The organism is Streptomyces sp. NPDC002793 (genome assembly GCF_040295485.1).
GTDB lineage: Bacteria > Actinomycetota > Actinomycetes > Streptomycetales > Streptomycetaceae > Streptomyces.
In genome coordinates this window covers 67,870-88,813 of sequence record NZ_JBEOVL010000008.1, presented here as the reverse complement: position 1 = coordinate 88,813, position 20,944 = coordinate 67,870, and the positions used below count along the sequence as shown (strand labels likewise).

Genomic DNA, 20,944 nt, shown 5'->3' with positions numbered 1-20,944 from the left:
CGCTGGTCAGCCCGCATGGTGGCCCTATGTGGCTTCGCCGAACAGCCGTGTGCGCCATGGCCGTGCCGCTGGCGTTCCTGGTGTTCCGGGACGCGCCGGTACGGCTCGTCGCGCCCGAGGGGGGCACCGCGAAGCCGGCCACGCCGGCCGGAGCCCCGCGGCCCGCGATCGTCACCCGGGCGCAGTGGCACGCCGACGAGAGCCTGGTGAGGGAGGACGCGGTGTACACGGGGACGGTGAGGGCCGTCTTCGTCCATCACACCGGGCACACCAACGCGTACGACTGCGCCGACGCCCCCGCGATGCTCCGCGCGATGGAGGAGGCGCACGTCCGGGGCGAGGGCTGGGACGACATCGGCTACAACTTCGTCGTCGACCGCTGCGGGACCGTGTACGAGGGCCGGGCGGGCGGTGTCGGGCGCTCCGTGCGCGGGGCCCACACCACCGGCTTCAACGCGCACAGTGTGGGGATCGCGGCCCTCGGCACCTTCGACCCCGGCACACAGGTGCCGAAGGCGCTCATCGAGGGGATCGCGAAGGTGGGCGCGTGGAAGCTGGACCGGGCCGTCGATCCACGGGGCATCGTGCGGATGGTCTCGACGAACGACGAGAGCCTGTACAGGCGCGGTGAGGTGGTCTACCTCCATGCCGTGGCCGGTCACCGCGACACCTTTCAGACCTACTGCCCGGGCGAGGCGCTCTACGCCCGACTCCCCACGATCCGCGCGGAGATGGCCCGTATCCGGGCGGCGGCCGCCGCTGCCGCCCGGAAGCCCTGACGCGCTCGTGCAGGGTCAGCGCGCGACGTACTGGGTGAGGACGGCCTGGACCTCGTAGATGTCGACGCCCTTGGTGAACGTCTTCTGGATGGGGGTCGCGGAGCCCGAGATCCAGATCTTCAGCTCGGCGTCCAGGTCGAAGGTCCCCGCCGTCTCCACCGCGAAGTGCGTGATGCTCCGGTAGGGGACGGAGTGGTACTCCACCTTCTTGCCGGTGATCCCCTGCTTGTCGATGAGGACGAGCCTGCGGTCGGTGAAAAGGATCGTGTCGCGGATCAGCAGATACGCGGCGTGCACCTGCTCGCCCGGTCCGAGAAGCCGTGCGTAGTCGCGCTGTGCCGCCGCCGGATCGACGGTGTGCGCGTTGCCGAACAGTGCCATGAAAGACCCCCACCCGAGTGAATGTGCGGACGTTGAACGCGTCAAAGCCCATTGAAAAGAATATCGGCGGCTTATCTGTTCGTGCCCTTGCACACCTTCCGGAGCACAGCGGAGGAATACCGTCATGCCGGCATCACCCCTCGCCAAGCGGCCCGTCGAATCGGTGCTCGCCCTTCTGCTCGTCCTCCTGAGCGTGCTCGGCCTCGCCGGCCGCAGCGTCGCGGACGCCCCTGCCAAGGCCCCCTCCCGGGCGGTACCCGCCCAGGCCGCTCCCGCCCGGGCCGTCATCGCCCCGACCGTCGTCGCCCCGGCCTTCACGGCGGGAACGGACTGGGACCGCATCGCCGAGTGCGAGAGCAGTGGCAACTGGAGCATCAACACCGGGAACGGCTACCACGGTGGCCTGCAGTTCGCCCCCTCCACCTGGCGGGCCTACGGCGGCGCCCAGTACGCACCCCGCGCCGACCTCGCCACCAAGGCCGAACAGATCGCCGTCGGTGAACGCGTCGCCCGCTCGCAGGGCATGGGCGCCTGGCCCACCTGCGGACGCCTGGGTGCGAACGGTACGTCGAGCTCGTCCTCCTCCGGCTCCTCCGAGTCCGGCAGCGCGGACCGGAACGACGCGGCACAGCCGGCCCCCGAGCGGCAGTCGACCGGCAGTTCGAGCAACGGTTCCACCGGTCACTCGTCCTCGGACAGCTCGACGGATGGCACGCACAGCAGCAGCGGCAGCGACGCGACCCGCCACTCCGAGGACCTCGCCGGCACGGAGACGTACGTCGTCGAGCCGGGCGACTGCCTTTCGGTGATCGCCGAGCGCGCGGACGTGTCCGGTGGCTGGCCCGCGCTGTACGAGCTGAACCGTGAGGTCCTGGACCGTGGGCCGCACCTCATCTTCCCCGGTCAGCGCCTCCAGCTGAAGCTCTGACTCACCGGCCGGGCAGTGCCGGGACATCCTCGGGGAGCAGTCGGCGCAGGGCGTCGAGACCAGGGGACTCCTCTGTGGAGAGCCTTCGGGCCTGGTGTGTGGTCATGACATCCAGGATCTGCCGCGAGGTGCGCGCGTTACGCGGTGTGGATCTACACCGTGACCGGGGACGGGCGGGTCCTCCTCGGCAGCGAGCAGCCGAGCGCCATCCTCACGCAGGAACAGTTCGACGCGCTGCTCGACGGCATGCGGCGGGAGACGCCGGACCTGACGGCGGATCAGCTCCGGAAGGACCTGGACGGCCTCGGGCACACGGGCATCGCGGCGCGGTTCGGGGAGTCGGGCCGGTCGGAGCCCGGGATGAGCCGGGTCTCCGGCGAGTTCCTGTGGAGCAAGGAGCTGAAGCGGTGGACGGTGAACGACAAGTCCGGCCGCTACATGAGCGAATCCGTCCGGCCCGGCCTCGATCCGGACGTCGCGGCGGGCTGGTTGCAGGAGGTGGCGAGGCTCTTCACGGACCGGCTGGGCGTGCGGGTCGTACCCGAACAGGTCAAGACCGCGTCCGCGGCCCCCGCGGATCCTCCGGCTCCGCCCGCGGTGGTGCCGTTGAAGGGGATGGTGTCCCTCGCCGAACTCGACGCGATCGGGGTGACGCTGTCACTGGCGCAGTCCACCCAGGCGGCGATGCTCGGTGACCGACTGCCCGTCGAAGAACTGGACCTGACACCGGAGCATCACCGGCTCGTCCGGGTGCAGCGGGGCGAGCCGGACACCTCGGCGCCCACCCAGCTGCTGCTCGATTCGCCGGAACCCTCGTCCCCGGAGGGCAGCGTCGACTCCCTCGACATGATCCTGGACTGGGAGGACGGTGACGGGGAGGACGCCGACGGGGAGGACGGCCCGCCCGCCGAGCCGGACCACCACCGGATCCTGGAGGACCTCTACGGCCCCGGGATCGACGCGGCCCCGCTCTACACGACGCTGCGCGAGACCCTGGTGCGGCTGGACACCCTGCGCCGGTCGGTGGCCGCGTCCCCGCTGCGTGACGGCCCGTTCGACCTGGACGCGGTGACCCGGTACGTCCTGGGACTCGACGAGCAGGCGCCCGTGACCAAGACGCAGCGCGGCGAGCTGTTCCGGGTGGCACTCGACGAGAACGTGGAAGGGGCCACGAGCCTCGCCGGCCTGGCCGCGTTCCGTCTCGTGCTGGACGGGGTGTTCTCCGTCGCCCGCACACTGCCCCGGACCGGCGGCAGCCGGGGGCGGAACTGGACGGGCGGCAGGATCAGGAACCTGGACACCTCACGGGCGGTCGGAACGGCGCAGCAGCCCTACGGGGAGCCCCCGCTCGGCGGCACCGACCCGGCGCCGTACGTCGTCCTGGCGGCCGAGGGCGGCCACGACCACGTCGTCGTGCTGGACGGGGACGGCACCCGCCACCGCGTGACCACGGAGGTGTTCGCCGAGCTGCTCGCCCTGGACCCGGTGCTGGCCGGGCTGCCGGACGACACCCCCGTGGTCCTGCTGGTCCCGGAGGCGGGTGCGCGGGGTCTGGATCTGCCGCGCGCGGTCGCCGACCGCACCGGCCACATGACCTGGGCCACCAGCGGTTCCCTGCGGTTCACCCCGCAGACCGCGGATGGCCCGGCCGTCGTCTCACCGGAGCACCGTCCCGGTGAGACGACGGGAACCTGGAGCGTCAGCGAACCGGGTGAGGTGCTCGGCCCGGACGACCTGGCGGACGCGCCCGCCTGGGAGAGCGAGGTCGTGTCGTACACCCAGGTCGCGGAGGGCCGGTCGATCGGACGCTTCGTCTTCCACCCCGCCGAGGCCGCCCGCTTCGAGGGGCTGATGCGGCAGATGCCGTCGGCGACGGAGCTCTGGCACCAGAATCCGGTCACCGGTGTCCTGACCAAGGACCCCGATCCGGTGCCCTGGGCGGGCCGGCCGGCGTACTTCTTCGCCGCGCACGGGTTCCCCGGCATGACGGACATGGCGCTGGAGGACGGCACGAGCCGCATGGTGCGGTCCACCGCGACCGGTGGTTTCCTCAGGCGGCGGCCGAGTGTGGCACGCCTCTCCGACGACCACGTGATCGTGATGGACGAGTGCTGGCACGCGACGGCCGGCGGACCGGACTTCGTCAACGGGGACTCCCCGCTGATGCCGTACGTCGCCGACCCCCTGGCGACCGTCAGCGACGCACAGCACACCGCCAACGAGACCGGCCGCACGGTGTTCGCCTCCACCAGGCCGAGCGGCATCCAGCGGCTGAGCGCGGAGCAGGGCGGCGGGTACGTCCGCATCCTGAGCACCGATCCACGGGGCGCGCGGGGGCGGTGGCTGGAGTTCCGGCCCGAGCCGTCCGGCGCCGCGCTCGACGAGGTGGCCCGTGCCGCCGGCCTCCACCAGGACGACGGGCCGGCCCCGCCCGCTGTCCGGGACGCGGCCCTGCGCCTGGTGCGTGCCCTGCGGACGGTCTTCGGGGCGGACGTGGACCAGGCCGCCGACCACCCCCGGCTGCTGGCCGGCATCGGCGCCCTGGAGGCGATGCGCGGCAGGGACCCCTGGCTGGCCGACGTCACACCGTTCACCCTGGACCTGTTGGACCAGGCCGTACGGGAGATCAGCGGGACCCTGCCCGACGGCCCGCCGGACGGTGCCGTCCTCGGCGCCGACGACTACCGCGCCGCCCTGCTGCACGCCGCCACGGCCCCCGGCACCGATGCCGCCCTCACCGCGTTCGTGCCGCTGCCCCTGCTCGTGGAGGCCGCCCGGCAGCTGGACGGTCTCGACGGGCCCGGCGCCCTCGACGCCGAAACCGCACGCGTGTTGCGACGGCCGGACGGCGCCGAGGTGGGGCCGGCCCAGCGGACCCGGTTGTTTTGGGCGACGGCGGCGGCGCTCGCCTGGGAGCGCCGGAGCCCCGACCCGGACAGCGAGGGCGCACGCATCCTCCACCTGGAGCGGGCCGACCCGGCGCGGCGCGGGGAGCTCGTCGACCTGGTGGCGATGGCGGCAGCGGTGGGACGGGACCTGGACGATCCGACGGCTCTGGCGGCGTTCCACCTTGAGGTGCTCGGTGCCCTCGCACCGGAGACCCGGCTGCTCGGCGCCGACGGCACCACGACGGGACGCACCTGGTTCCCCAGCCCCAGGACGCCGGGACCGCTGAACACGGACGTCCTCGTCACCGCGCTGCCCAAACCGGGCGGCGGACACCAGCCGGGCGGCGTGGAGCCCGCGCCGTGGAAGACCTCCGGCGGCCCGGCCCCGTACGTCATCTGGGCCCCCGGGAACTCCGGCCACCTCCTGATGTCCCTGCCCGGCCGGCCCGTCCTCCGGGTGCCGTACGACGAGGTCGGCGAGCTGCTGTCGCGTGACCGGGACCTCGTCGGCCGTCCCCTCCGGACCGATGTCGTCCTTGCCGTGCGGGAGGCCGGGGCGCCCACCGGGGCCGACCCGCGCGACATCATCGGCGCGCTGACCGGCAGGGGCGTGTGGACCACCACCGACAAGGTGTTCCTGACGGGCAACGCCGCGCCCGGATCTCCGTACGTCGTCGTGTCCCTCAGAGATCCGTCGGCCCCGGGCGCGCCGTCGGCGGCGGGATCCTGGTCCCGTCTCCGGCCCGAGGACTCCGCGCGGCAGGACCCCGCCACCACGGTGGTGCCCACCGAGGGGCCCGGCTTCATGCTGACGCTCGGTCCCGGCGCCTCCCTCGACGAACATGTCCCTTCATCCGAAGGGGAGTTCACCGCGCCCACACCCGCTTCCGCACCGGTGCCCGCACCTGCTGAGGACGGGCCGGCCCCGCAGTCGTCTCCCCCGCCCGGGACCCGGGTCGCCTTCGAGCATCGCCACCGGGACATCACCGACCCTGTCCAGCGCCGACACGTCGCCGAACTGGCGGAGCTGATCGTGGTGTCCGGCCTGCGGGATCTCAGGGCCGGTCTGCGGATTCCCCGCGTCACCGTCACCGGCTACAGCAACGGCCCGAGGTTCGCGCTGTCCGGCGGCGCCGTCGAGCACGCCGAGACGGTCGGCGGCCGGCGGGCGGAAGCCGTGCGGGGCCTTCTCCTCGACGAGATCCGGCATCAACTGGAGCTCAACGAGCGGGCCGTGCGGAACGTCCAGGACGTGCGGGGCATGAGGATCCGGGCCGAGGACTTCCCGATCGTCACGGAGAGCGGTGGCCGGGACATCGGCACAGTCGGTCCGCTCGACGGAGCCACCGGGCGGGCGGCACGGCGGCAGGCGGTGATCACGGTCGACCGTTCCCCCCTGTCGGCCGCCGTCACCCGGCTCGCGGAGCTGAGCCCGGCAGACTTCGGCGAGGAGGACTACTTCGCGGGCCCGAACAGGCTCGCCAGGAGCCTGCTGCACCTGGAGGAGAACCCCGGGGACGACCCCGATTCGGACAGTGATTCGGACAGCGGATCGGACTCCGACTCCGATACCGACGCAGGAGCCGATTCCGACTCCGATCCCGGCGAGGAGGCCCCCGGCAAGGATCCCGCGACCGACGCCCTGTCGAACCGGGTGCGCAGGCTGTACGAGCTGGTGGACGAGGCGATGGCGGCCGGGCGGGCGACCAGCCGGGCGTCGCTGAGCGCGTATCACCTGGGTAGGCAGGGCCTGTTGTCCGACGCCACCCGCCTGACCGCGCCGGACGGCACCCCGCTGGGGCGGAACTGGACGGGCAGGCCCGTCCAGGACGTGGACGTCTCCTCGTACGACGTGGTGGACGGCGGTGATCAGGACGCCCGGCAGCCGCTGTGGGCCCGGGAGCCCGGTGCGCCCGTCCCGTATGTGATCGGGACGAAGGGCGGTGACCACTCGAAGGTCGGACTGGCCCTGCCCGACGCCGGTAAGCGGTGGGAGCTGTCGTCGGAGGAGTTCGCCGAACTGCTTTCGCAGGACGCAGAATTGGCGAAGCGAGAGCTGAATGCCGAAGTGGTGCTCGTCTCGGAGAACGCCGGTGCCCTGGGGCTGGACCTGCCGCGCAGGGCCGCGGCCCGGGTGCGCAGGACGGTGTGGTCGCACAGCGGCGAGGTCGCACTGGGGCCGCGCCCCGACACCGGCCGACACCGTATCGAGGTGACCGACGACCGGGTCCTCGGCGGCGGACCGATGGGCGAGTGGATCGGCAGCGGCCCGGACGACCTGGGGCCGGACGAAGGCCGGACGGGACCGGGGGAAGGCGTCCTGCACACGAGCGACGGGAGGACCCTCAAGGACGGCGACGTCCTGTCCTACACCCTGACCGACGAGGGCCGCCCCGTCGGCCGTGCCGTGCTCCCTGGCGCCGACGTGCTGCAACGTGAGCCGTGGCTCCAGCAGTTGACCAGGTCGACGGAGTGGTACGTCTACGATCCGGTCACCGGCAAGCCGGCCGGAGGTCCCCGGCCGGTCCCGTGGAAGGGCCGCAAGCCCTACTTCTTCCTCATCCACGGCCTGCCGGGCCTGTCCCGCATGGTCGACAGGCCGTACCAGAACGACGTGTCGGTCCCGGGCTCGGAGACCGGCGGCTTCCTCCGGCGTCGCCCGAGCCTGGCGCGGATGGACCGGGACGCCCCCATCGTGTTCCTGTCCTGCTGGGGGAGCGGACCGGAAGGGCACACCGCCGCCGCCCTGAAGCGGAGCAGCCCGTTCGTCCCCGACCCGTTCGCGGTGCTGTCGGCGGCCCAGGACGTCTCCAACGTGACACGGCGCGATGTCTACGCCCCCACCAGGGAGCACCTGAGCCGCTACGCCGACGGGAAGCTCTACGACCACGGGATCGCCACGACACCGGCGGGGGACCCGGTGGACATGGAGAAGCTGCGACCCGAGCCCACCCCGGACGAACTCGACGCCCTGGCCGCGTCGGCCGGGCTGGAGACCTCCCCGGACCTCACCCCGGCGATGGCCCGGGACACGGCGCTGCGCCTGGTCCGCGCGCTCCGGATCACGTTCGGCTTCGACGTGGAACACGACAGGGACGACCCGGACGGCACGTACCACCGACTGCTGCGGGGCATCGGGGCCCTGGACGTCATGCGTCGTGGGGACGCGGACCTCCGGGACCACGGCGAGCTGACCCTCGATCTGCTCCACCGGGTCACCCGCGCGCACCACGGCCCGGCGTCCACCTCCGGAGCCCGGCCCGTGCCGCCGGACCCCGCCGACGTACGGGCGATGCTGGAGGCCGCGTCGGCGAGGGTGGCCACCGATCGGGGGACGGCCCTGTCCGCCTTCGTCTCCCTGCCCTCCGTGGACCGGGCCCGTGAACTGATCGCCCAGGCCGGCCCGGACCGGTGGGCCCGCGAGGTGCTGGGGCTGCGGGCACCGGTGCCGGTCACGACGGTCCACCGGCAGAACGCGCTGTGGGCCACGGTGCGGGCCGTGGAGAGCGTGGAGGACCGTCCGGACCCCGGCGCCCTGGTGACGAAGGTGCTCCATCTGGGTGCCGACGGGGATCCGCGGGACGAGGCCCTGCGGGCGGAACTGCTCCGGCTGGCCGCCGCGGCGGCGGCCCTCGGCCGCGACACCCACGATCCGACGGTGCTGGCCGCCTACCATCTCGAACGCAACGGCGCGCTGGACGCCCGCACCCTCCTCACCTCCCGGAACGGGACACCGGCCGGGCGCAGTTGGACGGGTAGGACCGCAGCGAGCCCTCTGTGGGCGGACCGCTATGTGATCTCGCCCGACGGGGACATGAGCCGTACGGGGGCGTTGGCGCCGTGGGCCGGGCGCGGGGCCGGAGCCGGAGGGAAGCAGCCCGGCGGGTACGTGCTGGACATGGAAGGCACCACCCCGGGGCGGGTGGACATGACCTGGCCGGACGGCGGCACCCGCTCGGTGCCCTACGAGGAGATCGCCGAACTGCTCCTGCACGACCCCGTACTGGCGGCGCTGGACCGGAGCGTCCCGGTCGTCCCGCTCGGGGCGGGCGCGGGGGATCCCCACCTGGCCGGGGTGGTCGCCGCGCGGACGGGGGCGGCCCGGACCGTGTGGCTTCCGAAGCGGCCCCTCCACCTCCTCGACCTGCGACCGAGGGCGAACGAGAGCTATCTCGTGATGGTTTCGCCCCAGGACACCGGGACGCCCGAGGCCAGGGCCGAGGACTGGACGGAGATACGCCCGCCCGATCTCGCCGCCTCGTCGGAGGGATCCGGCGGACGAGGCGAGTGAGGGAGGGGACGGGGCGAGTGCCGAAGGGAAACCATGTGTGTCAGGAGAGTGCGTGCGGGTGAACGAGGCGAGTGAGCGGCGTGCGGCGGGGATGCCCGTGCCTCCCGAGGACATCGTCGCGGCGGCGCGGCGTGCGCCGGAGCACTGGATCAGCATGATCGACCCCGGCTGGCACGGCGAGGGCACGCCGCCCGAGTGGGCCGTGGCGGGGCGGTGGCGCACGGGGGTGACGGGCGAGATCGAGGAGTGGGAGGACAACGTGGCGTACCGCCCCTCCCCGGAATCGCTCGGCTGGCCCGAGGCCACCGACGGAGTCGACGGGGCCCTGCAGCTCGCTGCCACCGGGTACGGACCGGCCGGGGACGTGTACCGCGCCCTCGCCACCGCCGACGTGGCGGTGCTGACCCTGCCGGACGGACGATTGGTGACCGCCTCCGTGGAGCACGGCAAGCCGGTGGTCCCGGTCTGCACCTCCTCGCCACACCTCAACTCCGTCGGCGGCTTCGACTTCGAAGTCGTCGCCGTCGGAGCCCTCCTGGACCGCTTGCCGCAGGGCCACGCGCTGTACGTCAACCCGTCCAGCCTCGCGGGCACCGTGCTGGAGCCGGGTCTGCTCGTCGGGACGGAGGTGAGCGGGACGGCGACGGCTGGTGCGGAGTGACCGGTGACTCCGTTACAGGGAGGGGGAGTTGTCGTATGTTCACTCAATCTTCATGACGTGACTGCCCTGCCTCTGCCACCAGTTGCGCCCGATTGGGTGATGTGGGACGCGTGTGGTTGCCGAGGTGTGGACACGTGAGGACCGAATGACTGAGCTCGGAGTCGGGCTGTGAGCCGATGGTCCCTGAAGCGCAAGAAGGAGACCGGGCACAGCCGCACCCCTGAGGCCGTCGGAACAGCGGTCTTCGCCGTCGAGGAGTACGACGGCATCGTGCTGCTCAGGTCGTCCACGGATGACTCGCTCACCACCGCCGACATCGCCGACCTGGCCCGCTCCCTGGCCTCGGACGACGGCACGGTGACCGTGGTGACCGGGGCCGTGGAGGCGGCGGCGGACGGCCTGTGGCCGCGCCTCGCCGCCCTGTTGGACTCCCTCCGCGACGAGGACGTCACCTCCGTCAGGCTGGTCATGTCCGGTGCCGGTGACGACAGGCCGGGCCGGGAGGCACCGGCCCGCCGCATAGCCGACGCCTGGGGACTGGAGGTGATCGCGCCCGACGCGGTCGTCCTCGTCGTACCCGGCGGTGGTCTCTTCGTGCCGGGAGTGCGCCCCGACTCCCGTACGGTGTGCGGCTGGTGGCGCTTCTCGCCGGGCGCGGAACCGGTCGCTCTGGGCCCTCGCCAGCCCGCTCCGGCCTGGCAGCCCGGGCCGCCCGACCGTGCGGAGAGCACCACGGGCGGCTGCGTCGTCGAGCAGATACCCGCCGGACTGCTCGTGCGGCCGAAGGACGCGCTCGCCCCGCGCCTCGGGGACCTCTGTTACGCGATACCCGTGGACCGGGGCGGCCCCCTGGTCCTCGTCGGCGTCCCGGACGGGGAGGACGTCCTGCCGGCCGACGTGGCCGAAGCCGTCGGCTCACTGCCCTCCTCGGCACGCTCCCGGGTCAGGCTCGCCCCTGGCGGGCGCAACGACGTACTGGAGGCGGGCCGTTCACTGGCCGGCTCCCTCGGGCACGACGTCGTCGTCCACACCGGGCTGCCGCTGCTGCCCGCGGGCGGCCTGACGGACCGGTACGCCGTACGGGCCACGATCGCCGACGCCGACGGGACCCCGCGTTGGCACCCGTACGTCGACGCGGTCGTGTGTGCACCCGGGGAGGAGCCCCGGCTACTGCGGTGGAGTTCACCGGTGCCGGGCCGAGGGCAGGGGGAGCAGGGCGTGCTGACGCTCTCCGACCGCTGGCAGGTCCGCGTGACACGGGCGGGGCTGTGGATCAGCGGGCCGGGCGGCGACCCTGTGCCGGTCGCCGGACGTCCGGTGGCGCCCGACGGCCCGGTGATCGAGCTGGGCCGGGCCCGGGAACCGCTCGACGCGTCGCTCTGGCCGGAGCTTTCCCGGCTGCTCGACTCCCTGGGCCCGGATGTCTGCGCCCGCGCGCGGCTCGTGGTCCACGGCACCTGCGTGGACGGCGGCCAGACCCTGCGACGCCTGGCCGGTCAGCATCAGCTGCGCAGCCTCCGCTTCGGGACCCTCCCCGTACCGGGACCGGGCTCCACGGCGGGACGCGGGCAGGCGCCGGTGCCGGCCCCGGCCCCGGTGCCTGCCGGGTCCTCGGTGCCGGCCCCGAAGGCGCCCGTCGGCGGCACGGCGACACGCTCGCGGCCCGTGCCGGCGGCTGCGCCCGCGCCTGTGCGGGCGAGTGCTCCCGCCTCGGTCTCCGCTTCCGCCCCGGTCTCCTCCGCTTCCGCTTCCGCTCCTGCTCCCGCTTCGTCGCGTGCCCAGGACCCTGTGCCCGCCCCGTCTCCCGTGCGCGCGCTCGCCCCGGCCTCGCGGCCCCGTGCGGCCGGCCCCCGGATCCCTCTGGCCCAGCTCCTGGAGCCGGACAGCCCCCCGGAGCCGGCCCGCCCGGCCCCCGTGCCCACCAAGGCACCCGCCGAGCCCGAGGCACCCGCCGAGCCCGAGGCGCCCGCCGAGCCCGAGACGCCCGCCGCCCCCGCGCCCACCGAGGTGCCCGTCGAGCCCGAGGCGCCCGCCGAGCCCGGGCCGCCCCCCGCTCCCGCCAGGATGATCGTGACCTCCTCGACCCCCGGCCCCGTGACGCCGCCCCCGCCGGTCGCGCCACGGCCGCAGGGTGCCGTCCGAGGGGCCGAGGCATTCGCCCCGGCGCCGTACCTCCCCGGTTACAGCAGCACGGAGGAGGAGCGAGCGGCGTTCCGCACGCTCGCCGAGGCCGAATGGGAGCGCTACGGCGCCGCGGTGGCCCGGATGCTCACGCGCATGCCCGCACTGCGCGGGCGGGAGCAGGAGGCGGCCCGGGCCGACCTGATCGCCCTGCGGCTCTATCTCCGGGGCTCGGACGGGCCGTTGAACCACGCCGCACTGCACCGTGCCTTCGAGACGGGCGACGGACGACTGCTGCCCTTCGCCGCCTGCGTGGCGTCCGGGCTGCGCCGGCTGCCCGCCTTCCGCGGAGCCGCCGTGCGGGGCGCGGGTCCGGAGGAGACCCCGGCACCGGGGAGCCTGCTGAGGGACGCGGGCCCGGTCAGCGCGCTGCCGCTCGACGGGGACGAGCCGATGCCCGGCGGCGCACGCCAGGTGATCTGGTCGGTCACCGGGCGTCGCGTGCGCCAGCTGTTCGAGGGGGCGGCGGACCACACCAGGACCGACGAGGTGGTCTTCCCGCCCGGCACGGTGTTCCGGGTCCTGGACATCCGCCAGGACAGCGCCTCGCCCGCCTCACCCCTGATCCTGCTGCGTGAACTCCCCGGAATCCCACCCGGGTCCGCCACCGGCGGAGCACCGCTCGACACCCAGGACCACGCCGCGCTCGCGCGGCTCGACGCCTCTCTCGACGGAGACCCCGCCGCCGTGGCCCCGGGCCCCTGGCCCGAGCGCTGCTCCGGCCCGTTCGGTCTCCCCCATGGCAACGGAAAGAGTGACTGATGGCCCGTGAAGAAGGCTCCGCACAACCGGCAGTACGCCGTGCCACCGCTCTGCCCCAGGTCTCCGGCACCGCCGCGGACCCCGCACTCACCCCGCGTACCCCCGTCGCCGGACGGGCCGCGGGTGCGCCGCCGGAGGGAGTGACAGCAGGACACACCGAGACCGTCGGCGGTGCGGTCGCCACCCCCGCACCGGACCCCGTCGCACAGCCGGCCGTCGCCACCACCGGTGCCACGGCATCCGCTTCCGCCGCCGACCGGGAGGGCGAGACCATCGCGGCGGCAGCGGCCGGTGGCATGACGGGGCCGCCCTCGGCCACGGCGGCGGCCGGTGAGCCCCCGTCCCCCCGGCCCAACAAGCCGCTGCTCGCGGCCGCCGCCATCGGAGGGAGCCTCCTCATCGCGGTGCCGCTCCTCTTCATGGGGACGAGCGACGACGAGACCCGGACCCGGCCCACCGCGGCGACGGTCTCCTCCGACGTACTGCCTCTCGACAAGGGGCAGAGCGGCCGCCCGCCGGGGAGGTACGTCCCCGCCTCGCCCTCCGCGACACCGTCGCCCGAGGCGACGACGAAGGCACCCGCCGCTCCGCCGCCGGCCGAGCGCGTCGCGGTGGACGCCGGAAGGGCCACGGCGAGCAGTACGCCCGAGCGGACCGAGGCCAAGACCGTGAAGAAGCCGTCGCCCTCCAAGGCGGCCCCCCGCAGCGCACCGGTGCGGGCCGGGGGCGCGCTGCCCACGTCGGCGCAGTTCTCGACGGCCACGGGCGTCCTGATCAAGAACCGGGTGACCGGGCTCTGTGTGGACGTACCCGACTACGGCAAGGGCAAGGTCAACGGCTCGGTCGAGCAGTTCACCTGCAACGGTACGAGCGGTGACAACCAGCTGTGGGACCTGGTGGTCAACCAGGAGGGCGCGGGCCCCGGTGGGGCCGACCTCTTCACGATCCGGAACAGCAAGGACAACTACTGCGCCGACCTGCCCGACTTCGGAGGCAAGCCCGTGCACACGCGGGTCTACGAGTACTACTGCCGACCGGGCTCGGGGGACAACCAGATGTGGTTCCTGGACAAGCGGGCGAACGGCACCTTCTGGATCCGCAACCACGCGAGCAAGGGCCTGTGCCTGGACGTCGCGGGCGAAAACGGTGCCGGTGGCCGGGGCGCCGGCCTGATGCTGTTCACCTGCTCGGACGGGGACGACCACCTGTGGTCGTTCGCCTGACCCGTACGGGCCCGTCGTCGTACCCATGTCTCACGGAGGTTTGATCCGATGCCCCTTCCCCGGGCTTCCGAAGGTCCCGAGCCCGCCGCCTCGGTGGCGGCCGGGGCGGCCCGGCCCCCCGCCGTCCGCCAGGCGGTCGCGCTTCCGGCCGGCACAGGTGTGCCCAGCGGCGCCCTGACCCCGACGGGCGCCCAGCGGCGGCCCGCCCCGGCCGCCGCCGTGCCGCCCGTGACCGCGTCGGCACCTCCCGAGGCGGAACGCTCGGCCCCCGAAGCCGCGGCGACCGCCCCGGCCGCGACGGCTGCCACCGGTGGGCGTACGACGACCGAGGGGCCGGCGACGGCGGCGGACGAGCCGTCGACCACGGCCACGGCCACGAGCACCGTCGGAGCCACGACCACGGCCGGAGTGGCCGCAGCGGCGGACCGGCCGGCCACGGCCACGGCTACAGCGACCGCACCCGGTGGATCCGGCACCGGCACCGGCACCGACGAGGCGCACGCGGGGCGCCCGAAGAAGCCGCTGCTGGCCGCCGCCGCCATCGTCGGATCCCTCCTGATCGCGCTGCCCTTCGCGCTCTCCCCGGACGGCGACCGGAAGGACTCGGCGGCCGGACTGGTCACCTCGGCCACGACCGGCACCGTCCTCCAGAGCGGCCCCTCGGGCCGGCCGGGCGCCTTCACCGCCGAGTCCCCCTCGGCCTCCCCCAGCGCCGACACCTCCCCCTCGGCGGAATCCGTCGAGAAGAAGCCGAAGGCGGCCCCGGAGTCCCCGGAGCCGGAGGTGACCAAGTCGTCCGCCGCACCGGCGGCCGCGGTGAAGAAGAAGCCCAGCGCCTCACCGAAGGCGACGGCCGGGACGGACACGAAGAAGGCCGCCACCGGGACGGCACCGAAGCCCGCCGGACGCGCCCTGGTCAGTGCCCAGACCGGCAAGTGCCTGAGCGCGGGCAGTGGCAAGGACGGCACCCAGCTCGTGCTGTGGACCTGCGACGGATCCGCCTCCCAGCGCTGGGACTTCAGGTCCGACGGCACCGTGCGCGCCCTGAACATGTGCATGGACGTCGCGTGGGCCTCGACGGAGAACCTCACGGCCATCCAGGTCGCCCACTGCAGCGGGAATCAGGCTCAGCAGTTCCGTCTCAACTCCACACAGGACCTGGTCGCGGGCATCGCGGGCAAGTGTGTGGACATCTACATGGGCAGGACGGCGAACGGCACCCCGGCGGTGCTCTTCCCCTGCTCCGGCGACCCGAACCAGACCTGGACCTGAAGGGCTCGGCCCCTCACCGCCTGCCGGCGGATCCCGGGCCCCGGGCGGAGTCGGACGTGTCGTTCCCCGGCTCCGCCTCGTGGCGGTGGCACGCGGGGTTGTGGCACGGTCCGGCTCCCCACTGGGGGACGAAGATGCCGAGGGTCTTGTGCCGGGCCAGGACGGTCTCGACGGGCTGCTTACAGGCCGGACACACGTACTCCGCCTGCCGATCGGTCTGACGCTCGGTTCTGGCCATGCTTTTACGGTAGCCCCGAAAGGGGCGCAGAGAAACTTTTCCGACATTTTGCCAAGGTCTGCCACGAGGGGCGGCCCGGCCCGGAACCTGGTGCCATGGGACGGGGGACGCCTCGACGAAGGGACCACCCGTTCATGGCACGCGCACCGTCACCGGCCGCAGTCCTGCTCTCCGTGCACGCCGTGGTCTTCGACACGGACGGTGTGATCACCGACTCCGCCCCGGCGCACGCCGCCGCCTGGAAGCTCGCCTTCGACGCCTGCCTGGCCTCCCACGAGGGGCAGCGCCCCTTCGACGAGGCGGACGACTACCGGCGCTACGTCGACGGCAGGTCGCGCAAGGACGGTGCCGCCGCCTTCCTCGGGGCCAGGGGGATCGGCCTCCCCGAGGGCAGCCCCGACGACCCGCCGGGCACCGGGACGGTGTGGGCCGTCGCCGCGCGCAAGGACGAGGCGTTCACCCGCAGCCTGCGTGCCCGTCCCGTGGCGGTGTGGCCGGGGACGGTCCGGCTCCTGCGCGTGCTGCACGAGGCACGTGTCCCGTTCGCCGCCGCGTCCGCCTCCCGGCACGCGACCGAGCTGCTGGCCGGTGCCGGACTCCTGGACCTGTTCACGGCGGTGGTCGACGGCAACGAGGCGCGCCGCCTGGAGCTGCCCGGCAAACCGGACCCCGCCCTGTTCGCCGAGGCGGCGCGGCGTCTGGGGGTCCCGGCCGGGGACACCGCGGTCGTGGAGGACGCGCTGGCCGGAGTGGAAGCCGGCCGGCGCGGCGGTTTCGGGCTGGTCATCGGGGTGGACCGGACGGACAGTCCCGAGAGCGCCAACGACCTGCGGCGGCACGGCGCGGACCTCGTGGTGGCCGACCCGGGCGACCTGCTGATCGACGGGGAGGACTGATGGCACGCGGCTGGACCTGGGCGTACGAGGGGTACGAACCGGAGAACGAACGTCTGCGCGAGGCGCTGTGCACCCTGGGCAACGGCTACTTCGCCACCCGGGGAGCCGCGCCCGAGACCCCGGCGGGTGACACGCACTACCCGGGTACGTACGTCGCGGGCTGCTACAACCGCCTGACGTCCTCCGTCCAGGGACGCCAGGTGGAGAACGAGGACATGGTCAACCTCCCCAACTGGCTGCCACTGCGCTACCGCGTCCACCCCGCCGGTGCCCGCCCCGGCCCGTGGCTGACACCGGACGACGACTCGCTGGTGGAGCACCGCCAGTCGCTCGACCTGCGTGGCGGGACGCTGACCCGCCACTCGGTCTACGAGGACGGGGAGGGCCGCCGGCTGACCGTCGGGCAGGAGCGCCTGGTGCACATGGGCGACCCCCATCTCGCCGCGCTGCACACGGTGTTCACCGCCGAGGGCTGGTCGGGGGAGCTGGAGGTGGAGTCCGCGATCGACGGGGACGTCCGCAACACCGGTGTCGCGCGGTACCGGGAGCTGGCCGACCGCCACCTCACGGGCTGGGAGACCGGCACGGAGCCGGAGTCCGCGGTGTGGCTGCGCTGTCGCACGGTGGAGTCGGACATCACCGTCGCCCTCGCCGCCCGCACCGTGGCCTCCTGCGGCCCGGAACGGAACGGTGACCACCGGGCCGAACCCCGTCAGGAGCCGCGCGCGGTCCACCAGACGATGCTGCTGCCGCTGGCCCCGGGCTCCGACGCCGTGGTCGACAAGACGGTCGCCCTCTTCACCTCCCGTGACCCGGCGATCGGCAGCCCGCTGCGGGCCGCGACGTCCGCGGTGGCCGCCGCTCCGGCGTATGACCCGCTGCGGACCGCGCACCGCCGTGCCTGGGCCGATCTGTGGCAGCAGGCCAGACTGGAGGTGCCCGGCGAGCCCGGACGCATCCTGCGGCTGCACCTCTTCCATGTGCTCCAGACCCTGTCCCCGCACACCGCGGAACTCGACGTCGGGGTGCCGGCCAGAGGGCTGCACGGAGAGGCGTACCGGGGGCACGTCTTCTGGGACGAACTGTTCGTCCTGCCCTTCCTGAACCTGCATCTCCCCGAGGTCTCCCGGGGGTTGCTCGACTACCGCCACCGGCGGCTCCCCGCGGCGTGCGCCGCCGCGCGCGCGGTGGGCAGGAGGGGTGCGATGTATCCGTGGCAGAGCGCCGACGAGGGGCGGGAGGAGACCCAGGAGGTCCACCTCAACCCGCGTTCGGGGCGCTGGCTGCCCGACCACTCACGGCTGCAGCACCACGTCGGCTCGGCCGTCGCGTACAACGTGTGGCAGTACTGCCAGGCCACCGGCGACACGGAGTACCTCTACTCCAAGGGCGCCGAGACGATCATGCAGATCGCCCGCTTCTGGGCGGACAGCGCCACCTGGGACGACGGCCTCGGGAGGTACCGCATCCGGGGGGTCGTCGGGCCGGACGAGTACCACGACGCCTATCCGGATTCCGGCACGGCGGGGCTCGACGACAACACGTACACGAACGTGACGGCGGCCTGGGTGCTGGCACGGGCCGGCGATCTCTGCCACTCCCTTCCCACGAGCCGCTGCCGGCAGCTCCTCGACCTGATCCGGCTCGACCCGGCGGAGCTGCACCGCTGGGACGACATCTCCCGGCGGCTGCACGTCCCCCACCACGCGGGCGTCATCAGCCAGTTCGACGGCTACGGCGAGCTGGAGGAGCTGGACTGGGCGGGCTACCGGGAGCGGTACGGGGACATCCGGCGGCTCGACCGCATCCTGGAGGCGGAGGGCGACACCGTCAACCGCTACCAGGCGTCCAAGCAGGCGGACGTGCTGATGCTCGGCTACCTCTTCTCCCCCAAGGAGCTCGCCGCGCAGTTCCGGAGGCTCGGACACGAACTCGACGACGAGACCTGGCGGGCCACCGTCGACCACTACGTGAAGCGCACGAGCCACGGCTCGACCTTGAGCTCCCTCGTCCACGCCTGGGTGCTTGCCCGGGTGAACCGCGACGACGCCTGGGCGTACTGCGAGGAGGCGCTGATCGGCGACATCGCGGACATCCAGGGCGGTACGACGGAGGAGGGCATCCACCTGGGCGCGATGGCCGGCACCCTCGACTTCGTCCAACGCGGCATGACCGGCCTGGAGACCCGCGACGACGCCCTGTGGCTGGCGCCGGCCACCCTGCCCCAGCTCTCGAAGTTCCGGATGCGGCTCCGCTTCCGCCGCCACTGGGACGTGGACCTGCGCATCCGCGCGGAGCGCGTCAGGATCGCCGTCCCGGACTCGGAACGCCCGGGGGTCAAGGTGCGGCTGGACGGCAGCGCGTACGTCGTCGAGCCGGGCACGGCGCGGTGGCTGGAGCTGCCGACCGACATGCCGGGCGGCTCATGACACCGCGTCGGGTGCGCCGAGCAGTTCCCGCACCTCCTCGGCGCTCAGCTCCGTGAGCTCCTCGCCCACGAGCAGCCAGCGGGTGATCCCGACCGAGTCGAGGAACGCCAGATCGTGCCCGGCGATCATGAGCGCGCCCTCGTAGGACTCCAGAGCGCCGGTCAGCTGCCGCACGCTCGCCAGGTCCAGATTGTTGGTCGGCTCGTCCAGCATCAGCAACTGCGGCGCCGGGGTGGCGAGCAGCGTCGCCGCGAGGGCGGCACGGAAACGCTCGCCGCCCGAGAGCGTGCCCGCCTGCTGCTCGGCGCGTGCTCCCTTGAACAGGAAGCGGGCCAGCTGGGAGCGGATCTCGTTGTCGGTGGTCCCCGGCGCCATGCGCGCCACGTTCGCGGCGACACTCAGTGCGTCGTCCAGCACATCGAGGCGCTGCGGCAGGAAGCGCAGCGGCACATGGGCCCTGGCCTCCCCGGCCTCCGGTGCGAGCTCCCCGGTGAGGGTGCGCAGCAGCGTCGTCTTCCCCGCCCCGTTACGTCCGATGAGCGCGATCCGTTCGGGCCCCTGGACGTGCAGTGCGCCGTCGCGCAGGGCGCCGAAGCGGGGTCGGAGCCCCTGTGCGCTCAGGACCGTACGGCCGGCCGGGACGGCGGTGCGGGGGAGCCGCACCCTGATCTCGGCGTCGGCACGGACGGCCTCCGACGCCGTGTCGAGCCGCTCCCGCGCCTCCTGGAGCCGGTCCTCGTGCAGCCCGCGGAGCTTGCCCGCCGCCTCCTGGGAGGACCTCTTGTGCTCGCCCGCGACGATCCTCGGGGCCCGCCGCTGGGCGTCCATCTTCTTGTTGTGCCGCTGGCGCCGGGCCACCTTGACCTGGGCCTCCTCCAGCTCGCGCTTCTGGCGGCGTACGTCGGACTCGGCGGCCCGCACCATGCGCCCGGCCGCCTCCTGCTGGGTGGTCAGCGCCTCCTCGTAGGCCGACCAGCCGCCGCCGTACCAACTCACCTCACCGGCACGGAGTTCGGCGATGCGGTCCACCCGTTCCAGCAGGTCACGGTCGTGGCTGACGACGACGAGCACCCCGGAGCGCCAGGAGTCGACGGCCTCGTAGAGCCGGCGCCGCGCGAACACGTCGAGGTTGTTGGTCGGCTCGTCGAGCAGCAGGACGTCGGGGCGCTCCAGCAGCAGCGCGGCCAGCCTCAGCAGCACGGTCTCACCGCCGGACAGCTGCCCCACGGTGCGGTCGAGGCCGATGTCGCCGAGGCCGAGCGACCCCAGGGTCGCCAGGGCCCGCTCCTCGACGTCCCAGTCGTCGCCGACCGTCTCGAAGTGCTCATCGGCGACGTCGCCCGCCTCGATGGCGCGCAGCGCCGTACGCCGCCCGGTGATCCCGAGGGCGTCCTCGACGCGGAGGCCGGTGTCCAGGGTGAGGTTCTGCGGGAGGTACGCGAGGTGCCCGCCGACGGTCACCGAACCGGCGGAGGGCTTCAGCCGGCCGGCCAGCAGCCGCAGCAGGGTCGACTTGCCGGAGCCGTTGGTCCCGACGAGCCCGGTGCGGCCACGGCCGACACCGAGGGAGAGCCCTTCGAAGAGCTCCGTGCCGTCCGGCCACCGGAAGGACAGGGCGGAGCAGCTCAGGGAGGTGGCGGGCGCGGTGGGGTGAGACATGTGATCCTCGCAGTCGCAAGCGTGTGAACAGGGGCTTCGTATGCGAGCACCACGCGGCGACCGGCCGGGAGAGGAAGGGGTGCGGTCCTCCGGGCGTACGGAGGACGGCTCATGCACCGAGGTCGCATCCACGCGGTGGGTCACGGGGCGGCAGGAAAGCCGACAGGGCGTGACGGGCTACGGCAGGGGCCGTACCGCGCGATGATCGCGGACCTCAGATGCGCAACGTCCACCTCTATCGGAGACGACAGGACTCAAAAACTGTACATCGGGCCGGGCCCGGACGGGCAGGAAAGTCCGCAGTACGCCGGATCGGCCGGCACAAGGCGTTCCGCGTCGTGCCGGCCGATCTGCCG

Annotated in this window: 12 protein-coding genes and 1 pseudogene; 9 read left to right on the top strand and 4 right to left on the bottom strand. The window is 73.5% G+C overall.

What is annotated here, in order from left to right:
- Positions 1 to 26: 26 nt before the first annotated feature.
- Positions 27 to 779, top strand: a complete 753-nt coding sequence (locus ABT001_RS10085) for a peptidoglycan recognition protein family protein (RefSeq protein WP_351274978.1) — start codon at positions 27 to 29, stop codon at positions 777 to 779.
- Between the two features lie 15 nt (positions 780 to 794).
- Here the strand turns inward: ABT001_RS10085 and ABT001_RS10080 are convergent, their stop codons facing one another.
- A complete protein-coding gene (locus ABT001_RS10080; protein WP_031090635.1) occupies positions 795 to 1,160 on the bottom strand; it encodes a PH domain-containing protein in 366 nt (121 codons plus the stop codon).
- A 124-nt stretch (positions 1,161 to 1,284) separates the two neighbouring features.
- On the opposite strand from ABT001_RS10080, the gene ABT001_RS10075 reads away from it, so the two are divergent.
- The gene (locus ABT001_RS10075) at positions 1,285 to 2,088 is read left to right on the top strand and encodes a transglycosylase family protein (protein ID WP_351274976.1); all 804 of its coding nucleotides are present in this window, start codon (positions 1,285 to 1,287) and stop codon (positions 2,086 to 2,088) included.
- A gap of 1 nt (position 2,089) precedes the next feature.
- On the opposite strand, the pseudogene ABT001_RS10070 reads toward ABT001_RS10075, so the two are convergent.
- A pseudogene (locus ABT001_RS10070) lies at positions 2,090 to 2,224 on the bottom strand (hypothetical protein); the annotation flags it as partial.
- A gap of 23 nt (positions 2,225 to 2,247) precedes the next feature.
- On the opposite strand from ABT001_RS10070, the gene ABT001_RS10065 reads away from it, so the two are divergent.
- The 5 genes from ABT001_RS10065 (at position 2,248) to ABT001_RS10045 (ending at position 15,366) form a co-directional block, all read left to right on the top strand.
- Positions 2,248 to 9,267: a lonely Cys domain-containing protein gene (locus tag ABT001_RS10065; protein WP_351274974.1), complete on the top strand. Its 7,020-nt coding sequence runs from the start codon at positions 2,248 to 2,250 to the stop codon at positions 9,265 to 9,267.
- Between the two features lie 58 nt (positions 9,268 to 9,325).
- On the top strand, positions 9,326 to 9,928 hold the full coding sequence (locus ABT001_RS10060) for a type VII secretion system-associated protein (RefSeq protein WP_351274972.1): 603 nt from the start codon (positions 9,326 to 9,328) through the stop codon (positions 9,926 to 9,928).
- Between the two features lie 168 nt (positions 9,929 to 10,096).
- Positions 10,097 to 12,871, top strand: coding sequence for a hypothetical protein (locus tag ABT001_RS10055; protein ID WP_351274970.1), 2,775 nt, complete (start codon positions 10,097 to 10,099; stop codon positions 12,869 to 12,871).
- Positions 12,871 to 14,094: an RICIN domain-containing protein gene (locus ABT001_RS10050; RefSeq protein ID WP_351274968.1), complete on the top strand. Its 1,224-nt coding sequence runs from the start codon at positions 12,871 to 12,873 to the stop codon at positions 14,092 to 14,094. The genes ABT001_RS10055 and ABT001_RS10050 overlap by 1 nt, the downstream gene beginning before the upstream one ends.
- Before the next feature lie 48 nt (positions 14,095 to 14,142).
- Positions 14,143 to 15,366, top strand: a complete 1,224-nt coding sequence (locus tag ABT001_RS10045; protein WP_351274966.1) for an RICIN domain-containing protein — start codon at positions 14,143 to 14,145, stop codon at positions 15,364 to 15,366.
- Positions 15,367 to 15,379: 13 nt separating this feature from the next.
- Here the strand turns inward: ABT001_RS10045 and ABT001_RS10040 are convergent, their stop codons facing one another.
- Positions 15,380 to 15,604, bottom strand: coding sequence for a hypothetical protein (locus ABT001_RS10040; protein ID WP_351274964.1), 225 nt, complete (start codon positions 15,602 to 15,604; stop codon positions 15,380 to 15,382).
- 134 nt (positions 15,605 to 15,738) lie between these two features.
- On the opposite strand from ABT001_RS10040, the gene ABT001_RS10035 reads away from it, so the two are divergent.
- On the top strand, positions 15,739 to 16,500 hold the full coding sequence (locus ABT001_RS10035) for an HAD family hydrolase (RefSeq protein ID WP_351274962.1): 762 nt from the start codon (positions 15,739 to 15,741) through the stop codon (positions 16,498 to 16,500).
- On the top strand, positions 16,500 to 18,929 hold the full coding sequence (locus ABT001_RS10030; RefSeq protein ID WP_351274960.1) for a glycoside hydrolase family 65 protein: 2,430 nt from the start codon (positions 16,500 to 16,502) through the stop codon (positions 18,927 to 18,929). Before ABT001_RS10035 ends, ABT001_RS10030 begins: the two co-directional genes overlap by 1 nt.
- On the opposite strand, the gene ABT001_RS10025 is transcribed toward ABT001_RS10030, so the two are convergent.
- The gene (locus ABT001_RS10025) at positions 18,924 to 20,588 is read right to left on the bottom strand and encodes an ABC-F family ATP-binding cassette domain-containing protein (RefSeq protein WP_351274958.1); all 1,665 of its coding nucleotides are present in this window, start codon (positions 20,586 to 20,588) and stop codon (positions 18,924 to 18,926) included. The two genes, ABT001_RS10030 and ABT001_RS10025, sit on opposite strands and share 6 nt — an antisense overlap.
- Positions 20,589 to 20,944: the final 356 nt, after the last annotated feature.

Excerpts from the sequence above, each read along its gene's own strand:
- ABT001_RS10025 (WP_351274958.1), bottom strand. The coding sequence starts at position 20,588 with ATGTCTCACCCCACCGCGCCCGCCACCTCCCTGAGCTGCTCCGCCCTG.
- ABT001_RS10030 (WP_351274960.1), top strand. The coding sequence starts at position 16,500 with ATGGCACGCGGCTGGACCTGGGCGTACGAGGGGTACGAACCGGAGAAC.
- ABT001_RS10075 (WP_351274976.1), top strand. The coding sequence starts at position 1,285 with ATGCCGGCATCACCCCTCGCCAAGCGGCCCGTCGAATCGGTGCTCGCC.
- ABT001_RS10080 (WP_031090635.1), bottom strand. The coding sequence starts at position 1,160 with ATGGCACTGTTCGGCAACGCGCACACCGTCGATCCGGCGGCGGCACAG.
- ABT001_RS10035 (WP_351274962.1), top strand. The coding sequence starts at position 15,739 with ATGGCACGCGCACCGTCACCGGCCGCAGTCCTGCTCTCCGTGCACGCC.
- ABT001_RS10085 (WP_351274978.1), top strand. The coding sequence starts at position 27 with ATGTGGCTTCGCCGAACAGCCGTGTGCGCCATGGCCGTGCCGCTGGCG.
- ABT001_RS10040 (WP_351274964.1), bottom strand. The coding sequence starts at position 15,604 with ATGGCCAGAACCGAGCGTCAGACCGATCGGCAGGCGGAGTACGTGTGT.
- ABT001_RS10050 (WP_351274968.1), top strand. The coding sequence starts at position 12,871 with ATGGCCCGTGAAGAAGGCTCCGCACAACCGGCAGTACGCCGTGCCACC.
- ABT001_RS10045 (WP_351274966.1), top strand. The coding sequence starts at position 14,143 with ATGCCCCTTCCCCGGGCTTCCGAAGGTCCCGAGCCCGCCGCCTCGGTG.